Raw genomic sequence first — 18981 nt, 5'->3', positions numbered from 1 at the left:
CCCTCGATGTGGAAGGCGTGAATGGTCCGCCCCTCCAGCACCTTCAAGGTGTCCTCGACGGACAGACACTCATTCAACCCATCGCTGTGCAGGGCGACTTGGACGTCATGCTCCTCGGCCACCCGCAACGCCGTATCGAGCGCGCGGGTGTGCGCACCGAGATCTTCATGCACCTTGAAGCCGCAGGCACCGCCCTCGGCGAGTGCCTCGACGAGAGGCGCGGGGTCCGACGACGAACCACGGGCGAGGAAGCCGATGTTGACCGGCCAGGCGTCGAAGGCGTTGAACGCATGCCGCAGCGCCCACGGGGAGTTGACCCCGACGCCCCACATGGGCCCGAACTCCTGGCCGATGATCGTGGTGACGCCGGAGGCCAGCGAGGCCTCCATGATGCGTGGCGAGAGCAGATGGACATGCGTGTCGATGGCGCCCGCGGTCGCTATCAGCCCTTCACCGGAGATGATCGTCGTCCCCGTGCCGACGACGACGTGGACGCCGTCGAGGGTGTCGGGGTTCCCGGCCCGCCCTATGGCGTGGATGCGGCCTTCCCTGATCCCGACGGACACCTTGCGGATGCCCTGCACGGCGTCGATCACCAGCACGTTGCTGATCACCACGTCACAGGTCTCACGGACGGCGGCGGCCTTCAGATGCAGCCCGTCACGGGCCGTCTTGCCGAACCCGGCCAGGAACTCCTCGCCGTACATCTGCGAGTCGGACTCCACCCGGACCACCAGGCCCGAGTCCCCGAGCCTGACCCGGTCGCCGACCTGCGGGCCGTGCACCGTGGCGTACTCGTGCGCGTCGATGTGCCGACTGCCCGGCGCGCAGTGATCGCTGTGCCTGCTGGGTCTGCTCATGCTTTCGTTCCTTCCGGATCTCCGACGGCGTCGGCACCCAAGTAGCCGCAGGACGCCGCCCTGTGCAGCGCCGCTTGCCGTGCGCCCGGGGCGTCGAGCGGCCCGTCCACGAGGCCTGCGAAGCCGATCGCGATGCGGGCGCCGCCGATCGGCACGAGCCCGACCTCGACGCTCTCGCCGGGGCCGAAGCGCACGGAGGAGCCCGCAGGAACCGCGAGCCGCATGCCATAGGCAGCCGAGCGGTCGAAGTCGAGCCGGGGATTGGCCTCGAAGAAGTGGAAGTGGGACGTGACGCTGACCGGCACGGACGCGGTGTTGCGTACGGTCATCGCCTCGGTCGGTTCGGGAGTGGTCATGTCCTGCGACACCGGGAGTACGGCGCCGGGGGCGTCGTCGCGCCGCGCCCATGCGCCGAACGGGTCGCTGACGACGGCCAGTCGCGTGCCGTCGTCGAAGACGGCCTCGACCTGGATCTCGGTGACCACGTCGCCGACGCCCGGCAGGACGTCGTCGGGGCCCAGCACGGTACGACCGCGCTCGACGGCCGCGGCCAGGCGCAGACCGTCCCGCGCCGCCTCGCAGACGGTGTCGGCGATCACCGCGGTGGCCTCGGGGACGTTGAGCCTCAGGCCCCGCGCATGGCGGGACCGCGCGAGTTCGGCGGCGGTGAACAGCAGCAGCCGGTCACGTTCGGTGGGAGTCAGCGGCATGGGCTCAATTCCTCGCTCCGGGAAGTTCGGCGGCGCCTCGACGCTCGGTGGCGGAGGCGGGCAGCGCCCTCACTGTGGCATTGACTGAATTTTCAGTCAAGAGTCCGGGCGTGAGGAAAGAACGGGTCGAGAGAGGAGGGAACAGCAGGCGGAAGGAGTGCGGCAGGGGTGCGGCAGGAAGCGTCCCGCGGCAGCCGGACCTACTTCTCCCGCAGGAGCGCCAGCTCGGCGTTGATGGCTCCGCGCATCAGGTCACGCGCGTGGTCGATCTGCAGTCCGCCGCTGAGCCAGCGCATGCTGAGCCCTTCGAGCAGGGCGGTGAGGCGCTCGCCGGCCGCGGCCAGGGCGGGCGCCGGGGCCGTCGGCTGCACCTGCCCGAGCAGGGCCGCCACCTCCTGCACCCACACCAGGGTGGCCCTGGCGAGATCGTCCCGCAGCACTTCGTCGAAGACGGCACTGGCGCGCAACTCGCCCCAGGCCGAGCTGTTCTCCCTGACGACCGGGGTGTCCTGGAGCTCCAGGAGGAGGATCTCCTCCAGCTCGTCGCGCGGAGCGAGCGGCTCGGCGTCCGAAGCGTCGCCGGTGGTGTAGCGCTCGGCACGGTCGTTGATGAACTCCAGCGTCTGGCGCAGGATTCCCGTGCGGTCCTTGAAGTGGTAGTAGATCAACCCCGTGGAGACACCCGCCTCGGCGGCGAGCTCCTCGACGCGCAGGCCGCGGACCCCGCGACGGGCGATCAGCCGTGCGGCCGCTTCAAGGATCTGAGTAGAGCGAGGCGCCATGAATCGAAACCCTACCGGGCCGTACCCGGCCCGTTGATCTCGGTCGGCCGACAGCCGAACCGCACGGCAGGCCCACCGCACGGCCCCGGGTCAGCGGCCCTCCCGATGGCCGCTCATGACCACCGTGACGGTGGCGTCGGCCGCTCGGGCGATGCCGAAGTCGATGAACCACAGCGGGATGGGCGCGCACGGCGTCGATCAACTCGCTCGGGGCCGGCCGGTCTCCGGGGTGCTTGGCCAGGCAGCGACGCAGCAGGTCGGCAAGGTCCGTGGGCACCAGGGAGGGGACGCGGGCGGACTGCGCCCCGGAAGGGTGAGTGGACATGGGATGGCTCTTTCGGCGAGGGGGGCCAAGGTGCGGGGCAGGTCGGTTTCCGCACGCGCACCCGCACGCGGTCAGCGCGACGGCCAGGGGCCGCCTGAGGGATGATCGTGCCGCTAACTAAAGTTTCAGTCAATGCAGGCCGGACGAGACGGCCACCGGCCGCTGCGCGAGGAGGAACGACGTGAGGGCTGACCGCAGGAGAACCATCCTGGAGGCGGCGGCCAGGGTGATCGCCCGGCGCGGGGTCCGCGGGCTGCGGGTGTCGGAGATAGCCGCCGATGCGGGCGTGTCCACGGCGCTCGTCTACTACCACTTCACGGATCGCGCGGGCATCCTGCGCCGGACCATGGAGTTCATCAGCGATCGCGCGGAGCGCTACACCGCCGGGCACACCGATGCCGAAGGCACCGGACGCGCCAAGGACGGTACCTCCGGCCGCACCGCCCGGCAGGAGCTGGAGCGTTCCCTCCTGCTGGAGTTCCAGGACCGGCCCGAGGTACGCGAGAACAGCACGGCGTGGGGCGAGCTGCGCGCCACCGCGGTCTTCGACCCGGACCTCCGGGAAGCGCTGGCCGATGCCCGCCTGATCTGGATCGGTGAACTCACCGAGAGCCTCGGGCGCATCCACCGGACCGCGCCCGCCGACGCCCTCACCGCGTCCGCCGAGCGGCTCACCGCCGTACTGGAGGGCCTCAGCATGCGGTGGCTCAGCTCGGTCCTGTCCCTGGCTCACGCCCGCGAGCTCATGCGGGAGGCCATCGCGGTGGAGCTGGCGCATCTGCGGAGCACCGTCGCTCTCTTTGACTGAATTTTCAGTTCGTGTCAGAGTCGGGACAGCGAGCGGCTCCGTCCGTATCGCGCCCTTCACGTGTCACGCCCGTCCACGCCCCGCTCGTCGAGCGTCCCGCCGTGCCGACGGATAGCTTGATCCCCATCACGATGATCGGAACCCACCGTGTCTCTCTCCCTCCCCCCCCGTCGCTCAGCGCTCCGCGCGTTCGCCGGAATCGGCGCCGTGGTCCTTGGCGCATCGGCTTGCGGCCCCGGCGACGAGCTGGCGGGGGCCGCAAGCACCGCCGGTGACGAGGAGACAGCGGCCAAGGGGTTGCGCATGGGTGCCGAGTGGGAGAGCCACGCGCGCACCTTCATGTCCTGGCCCGCCCTGGAGTCGGTGTGGGCGGAGGACCTCCCCTACGTACGCAAGGACATCGCACGGATCGCCCGCACCATCGCGGAGTACGAGTACGTCGTGATGATGGCAAGGCCCGACCAGCAGGCCGCCGCCCAGAAGGCCTGCGGGCGCGACGTCGAGGTCATCCCGCTGGCCGTCGACGACCTGTGGGCCCGCGACACCGTGCCGGTGTTCGTGGAGCAGGACGGTGACGTCGTCGGCGTCGACTTCAGCTTCAACGGCTGGGGCAACAAGCAGGAGCACACGAACGACGGCCGGGTGGGCCGCACCCTCCTGGCGGAGTACGACATCCCCCGAAGGAAGGCCCCCCTGGTCGCCGAGGGAGGCTCCTTCGAGACCGACGGCGAGGGCACGCTCCTCATCACCGAGAGCTCGATCGTCAACGACAACCGCAACCGCGGAAAGAGCCAGGACCAGATCGAGGACGAGCTCAAGCGGACCCTGGGCATCAAGAAGGTCATCTGGCTGGCCGGCGTCCGCGGCCAGGACATCACCGACGCCCACGTGGACAGCCTCGTCCGCTTCACGGCCCCCGGTGTGGTGCTCCTGGACAGGGCGCACCCCGACACCCCCGCCGACTCCTGGTCACGCGCGGCCGACCAGGCGAAATCCGTACTGAGCAAGGCGAAGGACGCCAGGGGCCGATCCCTCGAGATCATCGATCTGCCGCAGCCCGACCTGTACGAGATCACCGGCGAGGGCGACGACTTCGTGTCGACCTACGCCAACTTCTACGTCGCCAACGACTCCGTGTTCATGCCCAAGTTCGGCGACCGGAAGGCCGACAAGCGCGCCCGGAGCATCCTGCAGGAGCACTTCCCCAAGCGCGACATCGTGCCCATCCAGATCGACACCATCGCTTCCGGGGGCGGCGGCATCCACTGCTCCACCCACGACGAGCCGGGCAAGCCGGTCGACTGATCCGGCCCGCCCCGAGAGCGACTGCGGCCATGATGCGACGCCTCCCCCCGTCCCGCGGCAGACCGCTGCTCGCGGGTCTCGTCCTGCTCGCCGTGGCCGTGGCCGCGGCCGTCGGGGTCTGGCTCCAGTTCGGTGAGCGCCATGCCTTGGACACCCGGTACCGGGCGGGCGCGTCGGTCCGCGACCGGGTGGACATCGAGGCGTCCGTCCAGCGGGTCGACGCCGCGAGTCGCGAGCTCGTCCTGCGAGTCCTGGTCACCCCGCGCGGACACCTGGGCGAGGCGGGAGGCATCTACCCGGTGGAGACCCTCACCCTGCAGACCTCGTCATCGATCCGCAGTGATCTCACCTTCCCGGCCCACAGCCGGATCGCGACCGTGGACGTACCCGTCACCCTTACGGAGGGGGCGAGACCGTTCCCGTCCGCATGACGCTGTCCAACAACGACGCGCTGTTCTCGGCCCAGGTCGACGCGTCGAGGCGGACGGTGTCGCGGTGTTCGCCGCCGACCTCACGCGCTCCACCAGCGTCCTGATCTTCACCGTGTTCATGATGGCCGCCATGTGGGCGCTCGCCATCGCCGTACTCATCGGCGCGTGGTTCCTCGTCAGCCGGCGCAAAGGCCTCACCTGGCCTGCCCTCGGCTGGATGGCGGCCACCCTCTTCGCCCTCGCCGCCTTCCGCAACACCGCGCCCGGCGCACCGCCCATCGGTTCGCTGCTCGACCACATCGCCTTCCTCTGGGCCGAGACACTCATCGCGTTCTGCGTCATCACCGTGGTCGTGAGGGGAATACGGGCAGAACCTCACCCTTCGGAGACACTGGCTCCCTAGGTGGGGGCGGACCGGCCGGCCGGTGGGCGCACAGCGGTTGTGCCCGCCCCCGGGACGGCGGATTCTGTAGGGGATGAACGGGGCTGGTGTGTCGCCATGACGGCATCGAACGCGGAGCAGAGCGCTGACTTTCGTGGGCCCCTCGACGTCACCAGGGCGGCCACGGTGGTCGTCGACGCCCAGGACACGGTCATCGGGTGGAGCCCCGCGGCGGAGCGCCTCCTCGGACATCAGTCGCAGGAGGTCGTCGGCCGGTCCCTGGCCGCCTTCCTGGCACCCGGGCCGACGCCCCCTGTTCTCCCGATCGCGCCCCGGTTCCAGGGAAACGAGATCCGCGTCGCCCTGCACCGGGACGGGCGTGAGCTGATCGTCGCCACCGCGGAGTGCCCCCTGCCGGGCTCCGGCACGGCGGCGCGCGTCATCGTCGCGACGGAGCTGAAGGACCTCCGGATGTGGGAGTCCCAGCTTGCCCTGTTGCACGGCCTTGCCACCCAGTCGCCCGTCGGCCTGGGCATCTACGACACCGACCTGCGCCTGACCTGGTGCAACGCGGCGTACGAACGGGAGATCGGACGGCCCTTCGCCGAGTTCCGGGGCCTTCGTGCGGACCAGCTGTACTCCGAGGGAAAATTCGTGACCAAGGGGCACCCGCCCACGCTCGAAGCGGTCATGCGTCATGTGATGGACACCGGAGAACCATTTCTGGACCTCCACTTCCAGGGCCGGCCGCCCAGCGACCCGGAGACGGACCACCTCTGGTCCTGTGCCTACTACCGGCTCCAGGACGCCGACGGACACGTCATCGGCGTCTGCGAGGACGCCTTCGACATCTCCGACCGCTACAAGGCCCAGCGGCGGCTTGCCCTGCTCGTCGAAGCAGGCCGCGGAATCGGGGCCGCCCTCGATGTGAGCGTCACTGCCGAGAAGATCACCGAGGTCGCCGTACCGGAGTTCGCCACCACGGTGACGGTCGATCTCGCCCAGGCGGTCCTGGAGGGCGAGGTGCCTTCCACCAGCGGCGCGGCGGCGACCTCCCTGGTGCGGGTCGCCCGCTGCTCGGCCGACCAAACCGGCCGGGCGGAGCCGGGAGAGCGGCCTTCGCGCTGCGGGCCCGCCGATCGCGGGCGCGCCGCTCCCCGTCCCCCCGTGGACCACCCTCCCGTCGAGTACCCGCCTGGTTCGCCGCAGCATCGCTGCCTCTCGTCGGGCGGGCTCGTGCTCGACGACACGGCGCTGGTCGTGCCGTTGCGGGCCGGGAACAGCACGCTGGGGCTCGTCACGTTCCTTCGCGGGCCCGGGTCGGGTTCGGCCACCTTCGACAGCGGCGAGGTGGCACTGGCCGACGAGCTGGTCGCCCGTACGGCCGTGTCCATCGACAACGCCCGCCGCTTCACCCGTGAGCGCACCGCGTCCCTGGCCCTCCAGCGCCAGTTGCTCCCGCAGCACGTGCCGGAGCAGTCGGCGGTCGACCTGGCCTTCCGCTACCTGCCCACGGACGATGTGACAGGCGTCGGCGGTGACTGGTTCGACGTCATCCCGCTGTCCGGAACCCGGGTCGGGCTCGTGGTCGGGGACGTGGTCGGCCATGGTCTGCAGGCGGCCGCCACCATGGGACGGCTGCGGACGACCGTGCGCGCGTTCGCCCAGATGGACCTGGACCCCGTCGAGCTGCTCTCCCGGCTCGACGATCTGGTGGCGCAGTCGGCGGAGGAGCAGCGCAGCGAGCCGGGAACACCCGACGGCACCTACACCGATGTGACCACCGGGGCGACCTGTCTCTACGCGGTCTACGACCCGGTCTCGCGGCGCTGCGTCATGGCCAGGGCCGGGCATCTGCCGCCCGCGGTCGTCGACCCGGACGGCCTGCTGTCCTTCCCGGACCTGCCGGCAGGACCGCCGCTCGGCCTCGGCGGCCTGCCGTTCGAGTCGATGGAGATCGAACTGCCGGTGGGCAGCCTGCTCGCTCTGTTCACCGACGGCCTCGTCGAGGCACGCGACCGCGACATCGATCACGGACTCGACATCCTGGGACGTGTACTCAGCGAACAGCACGCGTCGCTCGAAGAGCTGTGCGACCGGGCCGTGGCGCAGCTGCTGCCGGGCGGCTCGACGGCCGACGACACCGCCCTGCTGCTCGTCCGTACCCGCGAACTCGACGCTTCGCAGGTCGCCGAATGGGAGCTGCCCCCGGAACCGGTCGCCGCGGGCCAGGCCCGGGACCTGGCCACCGAGCAGCTGCACCGCTGGGGCCTCGAGGAACTGGCGTTCGCGACCGAGCTGGTCGTCAGCGAGCTGGTGACCAACGCGGTCAGGTACGCCGAAGGGCCGATCCAAGTACGCCTCATCCGTGACCGCACCCTCCTGTGCGAGGTCGCGGACAGGGGCCACACGTCACCGCACCTGCGCCACAGCGGCGACGACGACGAAGGCGGGCGCGGCCTGTTCATCGTCGCCCAGCTCGTCCAGAGGTGGGGAACGCGCTACACCCGCTCCGGCAAGACCATCTGGACCGAACAGGCCTTCCCGAAGACGGGCTGAGCGGGCTGGGACGGGATGCGGCGGTCGGTCCTCAGCCGTTGAAGCGTTCCGGGTCGGGGCCGGTCCGCTCGTCGCGGTTCAGTGCGGAGATCTCACCGATGTCGCCCTCGCTGAGCTCGAAGTCGAAGAGGTCGAAGTTCTCCTCGATGCGCTTTTGGGTCACCGACTTGGGGAAGACGATGTCGCCCCGCTGGATGTGCCAGCGCAGCGTCACCTGGGCGGGCGACTTACCCACCCGCTGCGCGATGCGGTTGATGGTCGGGTCGTCGAGCACCTTGCCCTGCGCGATGGGCGACCAGGCCTCGGTGGCGATGTCGTGCTCGGCACCGAAGGCCCTGACGTCGTCCTGGGTGAGGTAGGGGTGCACCTCGATCTGGTTGACCGCGGGCACCACGTCGCTGCCCTGCAGCAGCCGGCGCAGGTGGTGGGGCTGGAAGTTGGAGACCCCGATGGCCTTGGACCGGCCCGAGCGGTAGATCTCCTCCAGGGCCTTCCACGTCTCCACGAAGTCGCCCTTGCCGGGCAGCGGCCAGTGGATGAGGAAGAGGTCCAGGTGGTCGAGGCCGAGGTCCTCCAAGGTGCGGTCGAACGCCTTGAGTGCGTCGTCGTGCTCATGGGCGCCGTTGTTGAGCTTGCTGGTCACGAAGATGTCGGCGCGGTCGAGACCGGAGTCGCGGACCGCCTGGCCGACCTCCTTCTCGTTGCCGTACATCTGTGCCGTGTCGATGTGCCGGTAGCCGGCTTCCAGCGCGGCCAGCGTCGTCTCCCGGGTTTCCTCCGGCTCGATCTGGTAGGTGCCGAAGCCGAGCTGGGGGATCTGCACGGCGTTGTTGAGGGTGATGGCGGGTACTGCGGTCACGGTGACTCCTTGTACTGATCGTTTCGCGTGCAGAGGGCGGTGTGTCGGGACTGCTCTCCGTTCACTCGCCCGCAAAACACTCGTATGGACACCTTTTGTCCCGCTGTCCATCCACGGTGCGTACGGGGACCAACCACCGCATGCGGACGCCCGACGGGAGGGTCATCCGGTCATCGCTGGTTTCCCGCCCTCGTCGCGGGGGCCACATGGATGCGCAGATCGCCGAACGGGTGGGACGGCCAGCCGCGCGCGTACTCCGGGGGCCCGTCCTTCGCCGTGGCGAGCGTGGCCGTCGGCGTCCGCTCCGCGGTCCGCAGGAGGTCCGCCCGGGTCGTGCTGGCGTTGTGCCCCTGCGTCTGGGCGGAGGAACACCCGGCGTAGAAGGCGATCGGCAGGGCCTCGAGCCCGGTCACCACGCACGGCGGCCGTACACCGAGACGGTGCAGCTCGGACGCCGTGCGGGCCCAGTCCTTGCGGCCGGCGGCGGAGCGGCCCACGGCGTCCTCCAGGACCGCGTACTGCACGGCAACATGCCCGGCGAGTGCCAGCGCCACCAGCGTCGCGGCCACCGGTCGCCAGGCCCGGCGAGGCGTGGTGACCAGATGGACGAGGGCGTCGGCGACCGGGATGGCCAGCAGGGCGTAGAACGGCAGCAGGAAGCGCGGCGCGGCGTATCCGATCATGAACAGGTACGGGATGCCCGCCGTCGTGGCACAGGCCAGCGGCAGCAGCGTGCCCGCGGTGCGCCGGGCCCTGACCGCGACCACGAGACCCAGTGCGGCGAGCAGCGGCAGGGCGAACCACCACGCGATCAGCTCCGGCGCCGGGACCGAAGCGGTGCACGGGCGGCACAGCGTCTGGCCGCGCAGGCTGCGGAGCTGATCGAGGACGGCGATGTTCCAGCCGAGGCCGCCCTGGATCCGCGAGGCGTCGGCCAGGCGTGCGCCCAGACCGCCGAAACTGACGTACGCCTCGACGACCCACCCGACCGCCCCTGTCCCAAGACCCACGACGAGCGCCGCCAGCAACCGCGGCCGCCGCCACCGGTGGGCGCACACCAGCAGGACCAGGAGCGGAAGGACCACCCAGACGGTGTCGGTGGGCCGCATCCACGCCATCAGGGCCGCGCTCGCGCCCGCGCCCCACAGCGCCGCCCGGTCGCGGCGGTCCGCCTGGACCCGCAGGAAGCACCCGACACCCGCCAGGGCACCGATCGCGACCCAGTAGTTGGGCATGACCTCCGGGCCGTAGAACACGGTCACCCAGAGCGTCGCGAACAGAGCGCCGGCGAGGGCCGTCACCCGTACGGGGAACAGGCCGCGCCAGGCGCGCAGCGCCAGGAAGAGGCCGAGACCGGACAGCAGGGCCAGATAGACCCGCAGGAGTTCGGTGGACGACGACCACGAGGCGATCGGCGCGACCAGCAGGGAGATCCCGCGGGAACGAGGTGCGCTGAAGAACGCGGCGGGAGCGTGGCCGCTCACCTGGCTGACGTACACCGCCTCATCCCAGCCGAGCCCCATGTCGGGCCGTACGAGGACCAGTTGGGCCAGCGTGAAAGCCACCGCCACGGCGGCCAGCCAGCCCTGCCCTCCGGTGCGTCGCGGGGCACGCACGGCCGGCATCGGGCCGCGGTACTCCATTCCGGCGAGCGGGACGCTCAAGGTCTTGGCCATCGCCTGCCTTCCCCCTACACACTGCAGGGCATTAATCGGTAGAAATGGGGATAAGTTATCCCGACTTCTCCGAGAGCGCAGGGCGAAGATCAGGAGGGCCCGGTGGGCGCTCACCGGGGCTCGTACGCCGTCCGGGGCCCCTTGGGGCGATGAGGTTTGGGACCGTCAGAAGCGGCCTGGTGCACCGCGTTCGACACCGCCGGTGCCCTCCACAGCCGCTCAGCTGACTGGCCCGTCTCCCGCCCCGGCGGGCCGAGCGCCGGGGCGGAGGTTTGCAGCACTTCAGTACTTCAGCACTTCAGAAGCTGCGGACTTCAGGAGCTGAGGACTTCAGGGACGCCCGCTGAACCCCCACGTGCCATGCGGGGCCCGGTACACCGCGTAGCCCGGTTCGGTGCGCACGAACTCAGCACCCTGCGGCGCCCGCACCTCCTTGCGTGACGCGGCGGGGACATGGATCTCCGCCGTCGCGCCCACCGGCACCCGCACCGTGAGGCGCACGGTCTGCTCGACGCGCGACCAGGACACCTCGGCGGGGCCCCGCACGGTGTGGAACTCGGTGCGCGCCCAGGTGACACCCGTGCGCGCGTCGGGCCGCACGGTGAAGGTGCGGTACCCCTCGTCGCCGGGACGCAGCCCCGCCACGTTCTCGTAGAGCCACTGCACCACGGTTCCCTGGAAGTAGTGGTCGCGGGAGCGTGAGTCGAGCGGCCACATCTCCCACATGGTGTCGGCACCGTTGTCGAACCAGTGGCCCCAACTCGGGTAGGTCCGCTGGGTGGCGATGGCGTGGGCCACGTCTGAGTGGCCCTGCGCGCTCAGGCAACGGAGCAGCACACTGGTGCCGAGGCAGCCGGTGTTGAGGTGGTTGCCCCGCTTCTCGATGTCCGCGAGGAGCGACGCCGTGACGCTCGCCCGAGCGCCGGGCGGAACGAGCCCGAAGGCCAGCGGAATGCAGTTGTTGGTCTGCCGGTATTCGGGGTCCTTGGCCGTGCGGTAGTGGCCGTCGGGGGCGAGGAACGTCGCGTTGAGGCTCTTCTTCATCTCCTCGGCGGTGTTCAGGAAGCGCCGGTGGACATCGTTGTCACCCGCGATGCGCGCCATCTCGGCGGTGTCGGTGAGCGCCCGGTGCAGATAGGCGGTCGCGGTCAGCCGGGTGTCCTCGGGCGGGTTGCCTCCGTAGCCGGGCGACAGATAGTCGCCGAGCGCGGTCACCGCCAGGCCGTCCTTCAAGCGGTCGATCTCCCAGTCCAAGTACCGGACCAGGGCGGGCAGATGCTCCCCGATGACGCGCTCGTCGCCGTAGACCCGGTACATCTCGCGCACCAGGAAGGGATAGACCGTGGTCCACTCCGGAGACGGCCCCAGGTCCCCGTACCCCCAGCCTCCGCTCGGCACGATCACCGGCAGCTGGCCGTCCTTGTTCTGGCTGTCCCGCAGGTCACCCAGCCACTTGCCCAGGAACCGGTGCATGCCGAGGGCGTACATCATGACGGGCGCGCCGACCTGCGCGTCACCGGTCCAGCCGTTCTTCTCGTACATCGGTGTGTCGGTGGGGATGCCGTGCAGGTTGTTCTGGATCGTGCGCCGCATGGCCTGTTCGAGCCGCTCGTAGAAGGGCTCGGAGCACCTGAAGGTGCCGGTGTCGTCGACGGGAGTGTGGACCACGACGCCGGTCACGTCGTCCGGATCGGGCTTGCCGGGCAGCCCGCTGATCTGCACATAGCGGAAGCCCTTGTACGAGAAGCGGGGCTCCCACACCTCGTCGGCCCCGCCACCCGCGCAGATGTACTCGTCGGTCTGGAAACGGCCGGGCACGTGCCCCGTCTCGGCGTGCACGCTTCCGTCGTCCTTGAGTTTCTCGCCGTGCGCGAGCCGGACCGTCGTACCGGCGTCGGCCCGCACGCGCAGCCGCGTCCACCCCGCCAGGGTGCGCCCCATGTCGACGATCCAGTCGTCGCCGTGCGCCTTCACCGCCACCGGCCGCACGGTGTCGATGGCCTCGATCGCGTCGTGGGGCTGCGCGCGCAGCGCTCCCTTCGGCGGGTCCTGCCGCACGGGCCGCCGCCAGTCGCGGTCGTCGAACCCCGGCTCGGTCCAGCCCTTCTGGTGCTCGCGGGCGTCGTAGGTCTCCCCCGCGTAGAGGGAGTTGGTCCGGGTCGGGCCCTCCGCGATCCGCCATGAGCCGTCGGTGGCGACGGTGGTGCGGGAGCCGTCCGGGTGCTCGATCTCCAACTGGCCGATGAGTTGGGGTTCCCCGTGCCACGGCGGCTTGTGCCAGTTCCATACGTTGGGCGTCGTCATGCCGTAGAAGCCGCGGCCGAGCGTGACACCGACGGCATTGGAGCCCCTGCGGATCTGGTCCGTCACGTCGTGCACGGCGTAGAAGACCGTCTGCTCGTAGTCCGTGAAGCCCGGGTCGAGCACTTGGCTGCCGATCCGGCGGCCGTTGATGTGGGCCTCGTAGTAGGCGAGACCACTGATGTAGAGGCGAGCGCGCGTCACGGACTTGCGTACGGTGAACTCCCGGCGCAGCAGCGGCGCGGGCTGCTCGGCCGCGGGGACCTGGGCGTCACTGCCCCAGGGGCCCTCGCCGAACGGCGCGAGCACCTCCGCCTCGGGCCACCCGCTGTCGTCGAAGTCGGCTCGCTGCCAGCCCTCCTGCTCCGACTCCGCGCATCGCCACCCCGCCCCGGTGGCCAACTCGTGGTCGCCGCCGCCGGATCGCACCAGCAGCCGCACGAGCAGGCCACCGGGGTTGACCGCAGCGCTGCCGCGGTTCGTCGCGCGAGCGGCGATCACCACGCGCCGGCCCGCACCTCGTACGCGCTCGGTCACATCGGCAAGACGAGCGGTGCGCCAGCCGTCGGTCTGCTCCGGGGCGTGCAGCACTTCCTCGCCGTCCAGGTGGAGGGTGAAGTCGTCGTCGGCGGTGGCCACGACCTGCGCAGCGGATATCTCGACGCCCTCGGGCAGTTCGAGCACGCCACGGAACCACCTCGCGCCCGCCGGGGCGTCCTGCGCGGTGGAGCCCGGCGACCAGATCCAGGAAGCTCCCTCGAAGCCGGGTGGCTTCGGCGCGGCTTCCGCGCCGATCCAGTGCCCCTGCCAGCCGTCCTTCGCCAGCGCGGTCTCCCACCAGCGAGGGGTGCTCCAGGCGGAGGCCCGTCCGTCGGCGTCCCAGACCCGCACCTGCCAGTGGTAGCGCGTACGGGGCTTCAACGCGGGCCCGCCGTACGGGACTCCGAGAGTCCGCGAGGAGGCGACGCGGCCGGAGTCCCACACCGCCTTGGTGCTCTTCTCCCCCGAGCCGAGCCAGACCCTGATCTGATACGCGCCCTGCCGGGCGCCATGGCCCGGTGCCGACAGTTCCCAACTCAGCCTCGGCTCGGCTGTGTCCGTACCGAGGAGGGTCGTCGCGTACTCGACGGTGGTGCGCTCGATTCTCAGTTTCCCAGCCCCCTCCCCCTTGTCCCCTCGATCCGCCGCGGCGGCTGCGTCCACGCCCTGGCCCAGCCCGATGACGCCCACTCCGGCACCGGCCGCGGAAGTCCTCAGAAAGGCCCGGCGGTTCCACGCACTGCCGCGCCTCGTCTCACGCTCTTCGCTCATCACACGTCCCTTGGATGATGAATTCGAGTGCCCACAACGTAAATGAAACGTTTCATTCACGACCCGGCAAGCCTAGGTCGAGCATTGCGGGCAACTCAAGAGGTGTGCGGAGGTGCGACGGATCTCCCTCTCCCCTCCCGTACCGCCGACGTGACCGGCGGTACGGGAGGGGAGCGGAGGCGTGGTTCAGCGGCAGAGGGCCTCGTCCACGACCTTCTCGACGCGCTTCATGGTGCCCTTGTCGCTCGGCTGTACGGTCACCGCGACGTTGGCGGTGCGCCCCTTGCCGGTGACGCCGCCCCGGGTCTCGTAGCCCGTGGTGCTGCCGCCGTGGCCCCAGTAGACACCGCCGCACGACAGCGGCGTACTCACGAGCCCCAGTCCGTAGCCGGCGCCCGAGGCGAACGGCTCTCCGGCGGGGACGGTGGTGCGCATCTCGTCGAGCTGGGCCTTGGGCAGGAGGCGGCCGGAAAGGAGCGCGGTGAAGAAGCGGTTGAGGTCGGTGTTGGTGGAGATCATCTGGCCTGCGGCCCATCCCCAGGAAGGGTCGAGCTCCGTGCCGTCACGCAGCGGCGCGCCCGCCGCTTCCTGGTAGTAGCCCTTGGGGTGGGGCTCTCGGATGGTCACGTCACCGGGGGCCGGGAAGTAGGTGTGGCGCAGCCCGATGGGTTCGATGATGCGCCGGTCCAGCTCTTCGGCGAGGGTGCGGCCGGTGATCTTCTCGACGAGCAGGCCCGCAAGCACGTAGTTCGTGTTGCTGTACTCCCACTTCTTCCCGGGGTCGAAGCGGGCTTTGTGCTGCAGCGCCATGTCGAGGAGCTGGCGGGGTTCGTAGTGCCGGATGTCCTCGCCGAGGTAGTTGACGTAGTTGGGAAGTCCGCTGGTGTGCTGCAGGAGGTGGCGGACGGAGATGCGGCTTCCGTCGATCCCCTCTCCGCGTACGAGACCCGGCAGATAGGTGTCGATCGACGTGTCCAGGTCGATCTTCCCTTCCCCCACCAGTTGCAGCACGAGCACCGCGGTGAACGTCTTGGTGTTGCTGCCGATCCGCACCTGACCGTCCCTGGGCACCTTCGCACCGGTGGCCAGGTCGCCGACCCCCGCGGTGTAGGTGCGGGTGCGGCCGTCACGCTCCTTGACGCTCGCCAGCGCGGCGGGCACTCCGTCGGAGTGCACCAGCGCGTTCAGGCCCTGCCGGACGGGGTCGTGCCCGGCGGAGGCGGACGCCGCGGTCGGCGAAAGGGCGCCCATCGTCATGACGCCGACGACCACGGCGGCCGCGGCCGGCACGGCTCCGCGTCGACCGCCCCGCTGCCGCCCGGATGTACGAGACGTCTGCCATACCTGCTCACGCACGAGCCAACTCCTACGGAATCATGGGGAAACCAGCGATCTTTGCCGGACCCAGCATTTCCGTCGCTGACCTTCCGGGACGATCCCGCTAACCGCCCAGCTCCAGGTAGGGGTAACCCCCGCGCCAACCGGGGGATCCGCCGCTCAGCCCGCGATCGAGTCCAGTTGCTCGGCCGCGGGGCGCAGCGCCCACAGGTCCCCGCCGGGCGGCCTCTCCAGCTTCGGGACCGCCTTGCGTGCGGCGGCGCCCCCGGCGTCGGCCGCCGCGTGCACGACGTCGCTCGCCGCGAACCGGTGGAACTCCAGCTCGGGATGCGGCCACTTCGCCGCACCCGTGGCCGCGGGCAGGAGGTAGTCGACGGCCTTGAACAGGCTCTGTCCGTCGGGTCCCTGGTGCGACCAGAGGTCCACGCCCACGTTCCGGCCGATCGCGGCGAGCCGGGTGTAGGCGACGAGGTCGAAGGTCGAGTAGTGCCAGCTCCGCGTCCGGGCGAGCTCCTGCGGCTGGCTTCCGTCGCCCGCGATCTGGGGGTCGATGCGTCGGGCACGGGCATCGAGGACGGTGCGGCGGGCCAGGGCCGTGTCGCCGGTGGAATAGGCGAGGGCGGCGACCTGCAGGTCGTAGAACGTGCCGTGGTTGTTCTGCGCGGCGCTCTCCTGCTTGCCGAAGTCGCTGTCGACGAGCCAGCCAAGGAAGTCCTTGTTCCACTTCCCCATCGCGGAGCGGTCGCCCTTCGACCAGCCGGGTGCGCCCGTGCCGAGGACCGCGATCGCGTCCACGACGCTCGTGTACGACTGCGAGAAGTCGATGATGCCGATGGCCCGGCCGTCGTATTTGCAGGGGATGAACTGCGCGTGGTCCAGGTTCGGGTTCATCCTGGTCGCCGGGTCCAGGAACCAGGTGCGCAGGACCGATGCGGCCTTCTCGGCGTATTTCTTCTTGCCCGTGTAGTACCAGGCGAGCGTCAGGTCGTACGTCGAGTCGAAGACCTTCTCCACGTCCTGGCGGTCGGTCCCGGTGTCGACCTCGGGATTGCGCTGCCCGTCCCGCTGTTCGTACGGGCAGCCCCAGGGATTGTCCGCGGTCGGTGTCTGCGTGGGCCACCAGTAGGGCGCCTGGCTCAGATAGTCGTGCACGTCGCCGCCGGGCGCGGGCTTCGGCTTGTCTACGACCGTCCAGGGCCCCTGGTCGAGCCAGCCGTCGGCACGGGCCGTCAAGTCCCTTACGGAACGCTTCAGTTCGGGATCTCCGTGGTCCAGGCGGAGCTTGGTCTGCTGGAGCCGGCTGCCGTCGAGCACAGCGGTTCGCGGGGCGCCCTCACGGGCGGTGGCGTTCGCGGCCGGCATCAGAACGGAGGCGAGGGCCGCCACCGCGGTGAGCAAGGCGCCGAACCGTACCCGGGATCTTGCGCGCATCACACACTCCAGTCACGGATGAGTCATGGATGTGAACGTCGTTCGCCATGTGGACCGGGTGAGCGTAGAACCATCTGGGTCACACGGGCAACGGATGTGACGAGAAGCGACGAGAAGCGACGAGAAGCGTTCCTTCATCTAGGACAGGATCTGACCTATACGACGCATAGCGTCTTCCTTGTACGACGGAGCAGGAACACCGGAAGGCGGAGACCATGACTGCGAACGAGCTGACCACCCGCGACCTGGCCGAGGGCCCGGACGTCACCGGCGAGCGCGCCGAATGGCTGCAGACGCTGGGCAAGCACCGGCACTTCCTGCGCTTCACCACCCGTGACCTCACGGACGAGCAGGCCGGCCTGCGGACCACCGCGAGCGAGCTGTGCATCGGCGGTCTGATCAAGCACGTCACCGGGGTCGAGCGATCCTGGACGGACTTCATCCTGAACGGCCCTTCGGCCATGCAGGACTTCACATCCATGACCGAGGCCGACTGGGCCCAGCGCGGCGGCGAGTTCCGGATGCTGCCGGGCGAGACGCTGGCGGGCGTACTGGCCGACTACGCCGAAGTGGCTCGCCGCACCGACGAACTGGTCGCCGATCTGCCCGACTTGGACGCCTCGTGGCCGCTTCCGAAAGCCCCGTGGTTCGAGGACGGCGCGCGGTGGTCGGCCCGCCAGGTGCTGATGCACGTCGTCACCGAGACCGCTCAGCACTCCGGTCACGCGGACATCATCCGTGAGTCGATGGACGGTGCCACGAGCATGGCCTGAGTCCCTGGCGCCCTGACATCCGTCTGGCGCTGATCCAGTCGCTCTGGACCGGCGTCGGCGGGATGTCGGCCGCTCGGCGAGGCCGACGGTGATCTGTAGCCGATGTGTCGGTGACCGGTGGGAATGTGAGGGCGTCGAGCTGACCCGCTGCCCAGCGGCAGCCGCGTTCACCGCAAGGGAGACCCGCCACCATGTCATCCACGTCCCCCACCCCGCCCTGGAGTGTCGAACGGCTGCCTCGTGCCGACGGCCGGATCTTCCTGGTCACCGGCGGCAACGCCGGTATCGGGTACTTCGTCGCGGAGCAGTTGTCCGCCACAGGGGCCACCGTCGTGCTGGGCAGCCGGAATCCCGCGAAGGCCGACGTGGCGAGGGCGTCGATCCGCGCCCGCGTCCCCGGCGCACAGGTGCGGACCGTCCGGCTGGATCTCGCGGACCTCTCGTCCCTGGAAGCGGCGGTGGAAGCACTGGACGTGGATCGCCTCGACGCGGTCGTCCACAATGCCGGTGTCGCGCTCGACGACCCGCCGCGCAGGGAGACCGGGGACGGTCACGAGCTCATGCTCGGCACGAACCACCTGGGGCACTTCGCGCTGACTCATTGGCTGATGCCACTGCTGTCGGCAGCGCCCGCGGCCCGGATCGTGACCATGGGCAGCTTCGCGGCGAAGACCGAGCGGCTGGACCTGGACGACCTGCAGTCCCGCGAGGACTACCGGCCCAAGCGCACATACGGACGCTCCAAGCTGGCGCAGATGTACTTCGGCCTCGAACTCGACCGGCGCCTGCGTGCCGCCGGCAGCACGGTGGCCAGTGTCGTGGTCCACCCCGGCGGCGCGCTTGACTCCCTCACCCCGTCACGGCCGCCGGTCCATGTGCGGACCACCGGCACGCTGATCCTCAAGGCGCCGGCCGGCCTCATCCTCCAGGGCAAGCATGCCGGTGCGTGGCCCGCGGTCCGTGCCGTGCTCGACCCGGCCGTGCGGGGAGGCGAGCTGTGGGGACCGCGCGTCTTCGGCCTGCGCGGCAGACCCCGACGCGAACCGGTGTGGGGTCACCTCACTGACGCCTCCGCCGCGGCTCGGTTGTGGGACGCGACGTGCGACATGACGGGCGTCGACCCCCGATAG

Annotated in this window: 15 protein-coding genes; 7 read left to right on the top strand and 8 right to left on the bottom strand. The window is 70.2% G+C overall.

Annotated features, from left to right (window positions below; all coding sequences use genetic code 11):
• From AC07AG_RS30740 to AC07AG_RS30730, 3 genes are all read right to left on the bottom strand, one after another.
• On the bottom strand, positions 1-860 hold an 860-nt coding region (locus AC07AG_RS30740; RefSeq protein ID WP_478759378.1), incomplete at its 3' end, for an amidohydrolase family protein.
• On the bottom strand, positions 857-1570 hold the full coding sequence (gene ureA, locus AC07AG_RS30735) for an urease subunit gamma (RefSeq protein ID WP_478759377.1): 714 nt from the start codon (positions 1568-1570) through the stop codon (positions 857-859). The genes ureA and AC07AG_RS30740, both read right to left, overlap by 4 nt.
• Positions 1571-1770: 200 nt before the next feature.
• Positions 1771-2352 carry a TetR/AcrR family transcriptional regulator gene (locus AC07AG_RS30730; RefSeq protein ID WP_478759376.1) on the bottom strand — a complete coding sequence of 194 codons (582 nt, stop codon included), beginning with the start codon at positions 2350-2352 and terminating at the stop codon, positions 1771-1773.
• Positions 2353-2858: 506 nt separating this feature from the next.
• On the opposite strand from AC07AG_RS30730, the gene AC07AG_RS30725 reads away from it, so the two are divergent.
• From AC07AG_RS30725 to AC07AG_RS30705, 5 genes are all read left to right on the top strand, one after another.
• A complete protein-coding gene (locus tag AC07AG_RS30725) occupies positions 2859-3485 on the top strand; it encodes a TetR/AcrR family transcriptional regulator (RefSeq protein WP_478759375.1) in 627 nt (208 codons plus the stop codon).
• Positions 3486-3692: 207 nt separating this feature from the next.
• Positions 3693-4790, top strand: coding sequence for an agmatine deiminase family protein (locus AC07AG_RS30720; RefSeq protein ID WP_478759374.1), 1098 nt, complete (start codon positions 3693-3695; stop codon positions 4788-4790).
• A gap of 29 nt (positions 4791-4819) precedes the next feature.
• Positions 4820-5221, top strand: a complete 402-nt coding sequence (locus AC07AG_RS30715; protein ID WP_478759373.1) for a DUF4436 family protein — start codon at positions 4820-4822, stop codon at positions 5219-5221.
• Between the two features lie 64 nt (positions 5222-5285).
• Complete coding sequence (locus AC07AG_RS30710) at positions 5286-5624, top strand: DUF4436 family protein (protein WP_478759372.1); 339 nt, start codon at positions 5286-5288, stop codon at positions 5622-5624.
• 96 nt (positions 5625-5720) lie between these two features.
• On the top strand, positions 5721-8162 hold the full coding sequence (locus AC07AG_RS30705; RefSeq protein WP_478759371.1) for a SpoIIE family protein phosphatase: 2442 nt from the start codon (positions 5721-5723) through the stop codon (positions 8160-8162).
• 31 nt (positions 8163-8193) lie between these two features.
• Here the strand turns inward: AC07AG_RS30705 and AC07AG_RS30700 are convergent, their stop codons facing one another.
• The 5 genes from AC07AG_RS30700 to AC07AG_RS30680 all read right to left on the bottom strand — a co-directional run bounded on the left by AC07AG_RS30700 (position 8194) and on the right by AC07AG_RS30680 (position 17078).
• Positions 8194-9021, bottom strand: coding sequence for an aldo/keto reductase (locus AC07AG_RS30700; protein WP_478759370.1), 828 nt, complete (start codon positions 9019-9021; stop codon positions 8194-8196).
• Positions 9022-9191: 170 nt separating this feature from the next.
• Positions 9192-10697, bottom strand: coding sequence for a hypothetical protein (locus AC07AG_RS30695; RefSeq protein WP_478759369.1), 1506 nt, complete (start codon positions 10695-10697; stop codon positions 9192-9194).
• Between the two features lie 330 nt (positions 10698-11027).
• A complete protein-coding gene (locus AC07AG_RS30690) occupies positions 11028-14309 on the bottom strand; it encodes a family 78 glycoside hydrolase catalytic domain (RefSeq protein ID WP_478759368.1) in 3282 nt (1093 codons plus the stop codon).
• A 186-nt stretch (positions 14310-14495) separates the two neighbouring features.
• Positions 14496-15599 carry a serine hydrolase domain-containing protein gene (locus tag AC07AG_RS30685; protein WP_478759407.1) on the bottom strand — a complete coding sequence of 368 codons (1104 nt, stop codon included), beginning with the start codon at positions 15597-15599 and terminating at the stop codon, positions 14496-14498.
• A gap of 207 nt (positions 15600-15806) precedes the next feature.
• The gene (locus AC07AG_RS30680) at positions 15807-17078 is read right to left on the bottom strand and encodes an alginate lyase family protein (protein WP_478759367.1); all 1272 of its coding nucleotides are present in this window, start codon (positions 17076-17078) and stop codon (positions 15807-15809) included.
• Between the two features lie 215 nt (positions 17079-17293).
• Here AC07AG_RS30680 and AC07AG_RS30675 point away from each other — a divergent pair, with 215 nt between their 5' ends.
• On the top strand, positions 17294-17851 hold the full coding sequence (locus tag AC07AG_RS30675) for a DinB family protein (protein WP_478759366.1): 558 nt from the start codon (positions 17294-17296) through the stop codon (positions 17849-17851).
• 191 nt (positions 17852-18042) lie between these two features.
• A complete protein-coding gene (locus AC07AG_RS30670) occupies positions 18043-18981 on the top strand; it encodes an SDR family NAD(P)-dependent oxidoreductase (protein WP_478759365.1) in 939 nt (312 codons plus the stop codon).

The organism is Streptomyces sp. NPDC044044 (assembly GCF_056434405.1).
This window is presented reverse-complemented; position numbering and strand designations above follow the sequence as displayed.

Coding starts and splice junctions, on each gene's coding strand:
- AC07AG_RS30675 (WP_478759366.1), top strand. CDS start 17,294: ATGACTGCGAACGAGCTGACCACCCGCGACCTGGCCGAGGGCCCGGAC.
- ureA (WP_478759377.1), bottom strand. CDS start 1,570: ATGCCGCTGACTCCCACCGAACGTGACCGGCTGCTGCTGTTCACCGCC.
- AC07AG_RS30705 (WP_478759371.1), top strand. CDS start 5,721: ATGACGGCATCGAACGCGGAGCAGAGCGCTGACTTTCGTGGGCCCCTC.
- AC07AG_RS30695 (WP_478759369.1), bottom strand. CDS start 10,697: ATGGCCAAGACCTTGAGCGTCCCGCTCGCCGGAATGGAGTACCGCGGC.
- AC07AG_RS30730 (WP_478759376.1), bottom strand. CDS start 2,352: ATGGCGCCTCGCTCTACTCAGATCCTTGAAGCGGCCGCACGGCTGATC.
- AC07AG_RS30715 (WP_478759373.1), top strand. CDS start 4,820: ATGATGCGACGCCTCCCCCCGTCCCGCGGCAGACCGCTGCTCGCGGGT.
- AC07AG_RS30670 (WP_478759365.1), top strand. CDS start 18,043: ATGTCATCCACGTCCCCCACCCCGCCCTGGAGTGTCGAACGGCTGCCT.
- AC07AG_RS30690 (WP_478759368.1), bottom strand. CDS start 14,309: ATGAGCGAAGAGCGTGAGACGAGGCGCGGCAGTGCGTGGAACCGCCGG.
- AC07AG_RS30680 (WP_478759367.1), bottom strand. CDS start 17,078: ATGCGCGCAAGATCCCGGGTACGGTTCGGCGCCTTGCTCACCGCGGTG.